At 55.0% G+C, this 4349-nt stretch carries 4 protein-coding genes and 1 pseudogene; 4 read left to right on the plus strand and 1 reads right to left on the minus strand.

Features of this window, described 5'->3' with window-relative positions; genetic code table 11:
• From BP727_RS08815 to BP727_RS08830, 4 genes are all read left to right on the plus strand, one after another.
• Positions 1-237: MBL fold metallo-hydrolase RNA specificity domain-containing protein (locus tag BP727_RS08815; protein WP_286858377.1), on the plus strand; the 237-nt coding region annotated here is incomplete at its 5' end.
• Positions 238-300: 63 nt separating this feature from the next.
• The gene (locus BP727_RS08820; RefSeq protein ID WP_273271847.1) at positions 301-819 is read left to right on the plus strand and encodes an ArsR family transcriptional regulator; all 519 of its coding nucleotides are present in this window, start codon (positions 301-303) and stop codon (positions 817-819) included.
• Positions 819-1607, plus strand: coding sequence for a MarR family transcriptional regulator (locus BP727_RS08825; RefSeq protein WP_286858378.1), 789 nt, complete (start codon positions 819-821; stop codon positions 1605-1607). The genes BP727_RS08820 and BP727_RS08825 overlap by 1 nt, the downstream gene beginning before the upstream one ends.
• Before the next feature lie 21 nt (positions 1608-1628).
• Positions 1629-4070 (plus strand): DUF5814 domain-containing protein, encoded by a 2442-nt coding sequence (locus tag BP727_RS08830; protein WP_286858379.1) that lies wholly within the window; start codon positions 1629-1631, stop codon positions 4068-4070.
• Between the two features lie 72 nt (positions 4071-4142).
• On the opposite strand, the pseudogene BP727_RS08835 reads toward BP727_RS08830, so the two are convergent.
• A pseudogene (locus tag BP727_RS08835) lies at positions 4143-4349 on the minus strand (acylphosphatase); the annotation flags it as partial.

The raw sequence follows: 4349 nt of genomic DNA on the forward strand, positions 1-4349 counted from the left end.
GGAAAGACCCAGACGGTGAAGATCAACCTGGAGGTTACAACAGTCGATGGCTTCTCCGGTCACTCCGATCGCCAGCAGCTCATGGAGTACCTGAGGCGCATATATCCCAAGCCCGGCCGGGTTCTAACCAACCATGGCGAGGAGGGCAACTGTCTGGATCTGGCCAGCTCCATCTACAAGAGATACCGGATTCCCACCATGGCTCCCATGAACCTGGAAACCATCAGGCTGATCTGATCTTCAAAAGCTTTATCAAAGAAAAGGCATAATGTCAATCCTAGTTATTACCGTGAGGTTCTTGTGACTGGAAAAAGGACGCGGATCATCAATGATCCATCAGATCTGGTTCCATTATTGCAGGCCTTCGGCTCAGCCGTTCATAAGAAGATATTCGATGAGCTAAGCCGGGAATGGCGAACTGAGCGGGAGCTAGCTGGCCTTTTCGGCGATGACGCTGGCGTCCACAGAAGCGTAGCCCTTCTGCGCAAGAGTGGCCTGATAGAGACGAAGTGGAGGGTGCCTGAGCCCGGGGAGAGCCCGGAGAAAGAGTATCATTCCACCTACTCTCGCATCCAGGCCAACTTCCAAGCCACCATGGAGGATCTGAGCGAGCTGATCAGCCTTACTTTTATGTCCGATGAGGAGCTGAGGGAGGTAACTGAGACGCTGCAGAAGATGGTTAATGGAGGCAACAACTCGCTTTCTAATCTTTCCCGGGAGCTGGGACTCAGTCAGGTATTCATTCGTGGCGTGGCCAAGAGGGCAGAAGGACTGGCGGTGCGAGGACAGCGGATAGAGCCTTATGAAGAGGATTTCTGATGGCCAATGTATTGCAGAGCAAGAGGGAAAGCTCTCGTTTTCAGATTCTGGTTGAGATTGCTGCCCATCAGCCCAACCTCCGCCAAAAGGAGGTGGCAAGCAAGCTTGGTGTCACCCCTCAGGCGATCTCCGAGTACATTAAAGAGCTGGTGGTAGACGGCCTGGTAACTACAGACGGCCGCATGCGCTACAGCATCACCAAAGAGGGCGTTGAGTGGCTGCTGGAGAGCGCTGCTGAGCTGAAGCGATATGCTCGGGTGGTGATGGAGGAGATCATCAGCCATGTGTCCGTCTGGACGGCGATAGCTGAATCCGATTTGGTCGAGGGAGAGAGGGTCTCCTTGGAGATGAGAGGCGGCCTTTTGTATGCCAACAAAAAAGAAAATATCGAGGCCAGCGGGATTGTCATTGCCAGTGCCAGCGAAGGGGAGGATGTGGGCATCTCAGACTTGCGGGGATTGATAAGCCTGGAGGAGGGGAGGATAACCCTATGCAAGGTTCCGCGAGTGCAAGCAGGCGGATCGAGAGGGGTTGACCTGGAGGTTTTGAAAGGCCTGCTCTCAGAGGAGAGGATGGTGGGGTGCCTGGGAATTGAGGCCCTGGTGGCTCTGAAGAAGGCCGGCAGGAAGCCGGATGTGCTCTTCGGTGCCAAGGAGTTCGCGGTGGAGGCGGCATACCATGGAGTCAGCTCTCTGGTGGTGAGCGTGGACGAGCAGATCCCCGGCCTTTTAACCCGCCTGGAGTCCGAGGGCCTGAAGTACGAGCTCATAGATCTCACTCTTGGCTGAATCGAACTCGCAGATTCAAAGATGACTTTTCAGGTTCTTGCTCAGGCGGACAGGTCTCGCATACAGTTATTGCCCCAGAGCGGGGACAAGGTTCTCTTCGAGGGCCATTTGCGCTTGAAGGACATGCCCCAGGGGCCAAGGGTCTTCAAGTTCCTGGTCAAGAAGGAGAATGAGGCCGAGAGGTACCTTCCTCCGGAGGATGCAATGAGGCTGCTTCGCAAAGCCGGGGCCATCTATCTTGTCAGGGGGGACTCGGCTCTGGAAAAAAGGTTCATGGAGCTATTGGAGGCCTACCAGCTGCAGTACCGCTTCGTCCAGGTCTGCGGCCATTGTCTGGGGCAGAAGAGGGTGACCTATGTGGGGCGAGATGCCATAACCTACAAGGGCGCCCGCATCTGCGAGAACTGTGCAGCAGCAGAGCTTCTCCGAGAGGCTGATTTTCATCATCTGAGCCGTCCTGCCAAGTCCCATCTGGCCAGGATCCTGAAGAAGAGGCGATCTTTGGATGATGTCATCGGCCTGCTATCTTTGCAGAGGCTTGAGCCTGAGCTAACCCGGTTTGATTTCATTCCCGCCAGCCATGAGGAAACTGGTCTGCCCCTGGATTCAATCGACCTGCCTGGACCCCTTAAGGAGCTGTTGCGTCGCAGGCTGACAAGACTCCTGCCCGTCCAGTCCAGGGCGATCTCCGCCGGTCTCCTGGAAGGAAAAAGTCAGCTGGTTGTATCAGCTACAGCTACTGGTAAGAGCCTGATCGGAGAGATGGCGGGGATAGGGAACCTTTTGCAGGGAAAGGGCAAGCTACTGTTTCTGGTGCCTCTGGTGGCCCTGGCCAACCAGAAGTACGATCAGCTCTCCGCTTATAATGAACTGGGCTTTCAGACATCCATTCGGGTGGGAACAAGTCGCATCCGTCTGGGAAAGAAGAGGAAGATCGTCCAGAGCCTTAATGCTGACATAATATCCGGCACCTACGAGGGCATAGATCAGGTGATCCGCACCAAAAAGAGCCTGGGGCGGGTGGGAACGGTGGTGATCGATGAGGTTCATATGCTGGAAGATGCTGAACGCGGCCATCGTCTGGCTGGGATGATCGCCCGCCTGAGAAATGCTGCCCCAGAGGCGCAGTTCATCTTCCTCTCCGCCACAGTAGGAAATCCGGGGGCCCTGGCCAAGCAGTTGAATGCAGCTTTAGTGGAGTACGAGGTGCGGCCGGTGCCCATTGAGCGCCATCTCATCTTCTCCTCGGGAAAAGAGAAGCGAACGCTCTTGCGCCAGTTGGTCGCCCAGGCGGAGAAGCTGACATCGTCTACCGGCTACCGTGGCCAGACCATAATCTTCACCAACTCTCGCAAAAATTGCTATAACCTCGCTCAGGCGATCCCCGGGGCGGCAGCTTATCATGCCGGCCTGCAGTATCCAGAGAGGAAGAGAATCGAGGAGCTATTTGGCCAGGGAAAGATCAGCACTGTGGTGACGACCGCAGCTTTGGCCGCCGGGGTAGACTTTCCCGCCTCCCAGGTAGTCTTCGAGTCCCTGGCCATGGGCATCAACTGGCTGAATGTGCACGAGTTCAACCAGATGCTGGGAAGGGCAGGCAGGCCGGGCTATCATGACCTGGGATTGGTCTACATCTTGGCCGAGCCAGGCCGACGGTTCTCCTCTGGTCGGGGGGAGTCAGAGGATGAGATGGCACTTGCCCTTCTGCATGGCGCTATGGAGGATGTGGCCCCGGAGTTCTCGGATGAGCAGCAGCAAGAGGAGGTCTTGGCCAATGCGGTCGCCTCCAGATCCCGTCAGGAGCTGGAGAAGCTGCATGATCTAACCCTGGGTCTGGATGATCTGGATAGCGCCCTGAATTCTCTCGAGAGGGCAGGTTTGGTCAAAGGCTTTGAGCCCACCCGCCTCGGAGCGGCAGCAGCAGCCCATTTTCTCACCCCAGATCAGACAAATCTCATCGCCAAGAGGATTGGTAAAGGAAGATCCGCTTTGGAAGTGGCAGTTGAACTGGAGGGTTTTGAGGCTATTTATCTGAAGTTCGCCGAGCATATATCCACCAAGCTGCATATGCAGGTCTCCCAGAGGGCTCTGCATGGCTCATTTTTGGATCTATTGAGCAGCTCCGACCTGAACCAGCTGGAGAGGAAGATTCAGAGATACTGCCTGGACTTCGTCCGCGACTTTCTCCGCTGCACCTGCAAGGAGTCTCCCTACTGCGGCTGCGTCCAAAAAAGCATATCATTGTCCATTCTCGATCTGAGGGCGGAAGGCAAGAGCCCGGAAGAGATCATCGATTACTTCAGCGATAGATATGGAATGTATGCCTACCAGGGCGATCTGATCAACTATTTAGACCAGATGGTACGCTATCTGGAGGCCATAGGATCTGTGGCCAGAGTGCTGGGAAAGCCAGAATTAGCGAAGGAGGCGGAGGAGTGGAAGAAAAAGATCGAGGGGGAGTGATCTGATCGCCAAACCGAAGCCTCAGGGATGAGAAAAAAGGTCCTCTTCGACATTTGAAATATATTGCAGGATTTAAATGATGCCTTTTGACTTGAGGGCCACCTTCATTTCTGCTACTTCGCTTTCCAGCTTATCGAACCTCTGGTCCATGCGGCCCTTTATCTCTTTCCTGGATTGCCTCACCTCTTCGATGAGAGTCTCCTGGCCGGATAGCGTATCCTTTTGCAGATCGATCATGACATCCATCTTGCCGCTCAAATTATCATTCATTTGATCGAT

Source organism: Methanosaeta sp. UBA356, assembly GCF_002496465.1.
In the GTDB taxonomy this organism is placed as follows: Archaea; Halobacteriota; Methanosarcinia; order Methanotrichales; family Methanotrichaceae; genus Methanothrix; species Methanothrix soehngenii.

Excerpts from the sequence above, each read along its gene's own strand:
- BP727_RS08825 (WP_286858378.1), top strand. The coding sequence starts at position 819 with ATGGCCAATGTATTGCAGAGCAAGAGGGAAAGCTCTCGTTTTCAGATT.
- BP727_RS08830 (WP_286858379.1), top strand. The coding sequence starts at position 1,629 with ATGACTTTTCAGGTTCTTGCTCAGGCGGACAGGTCTCGCATACAGTTA.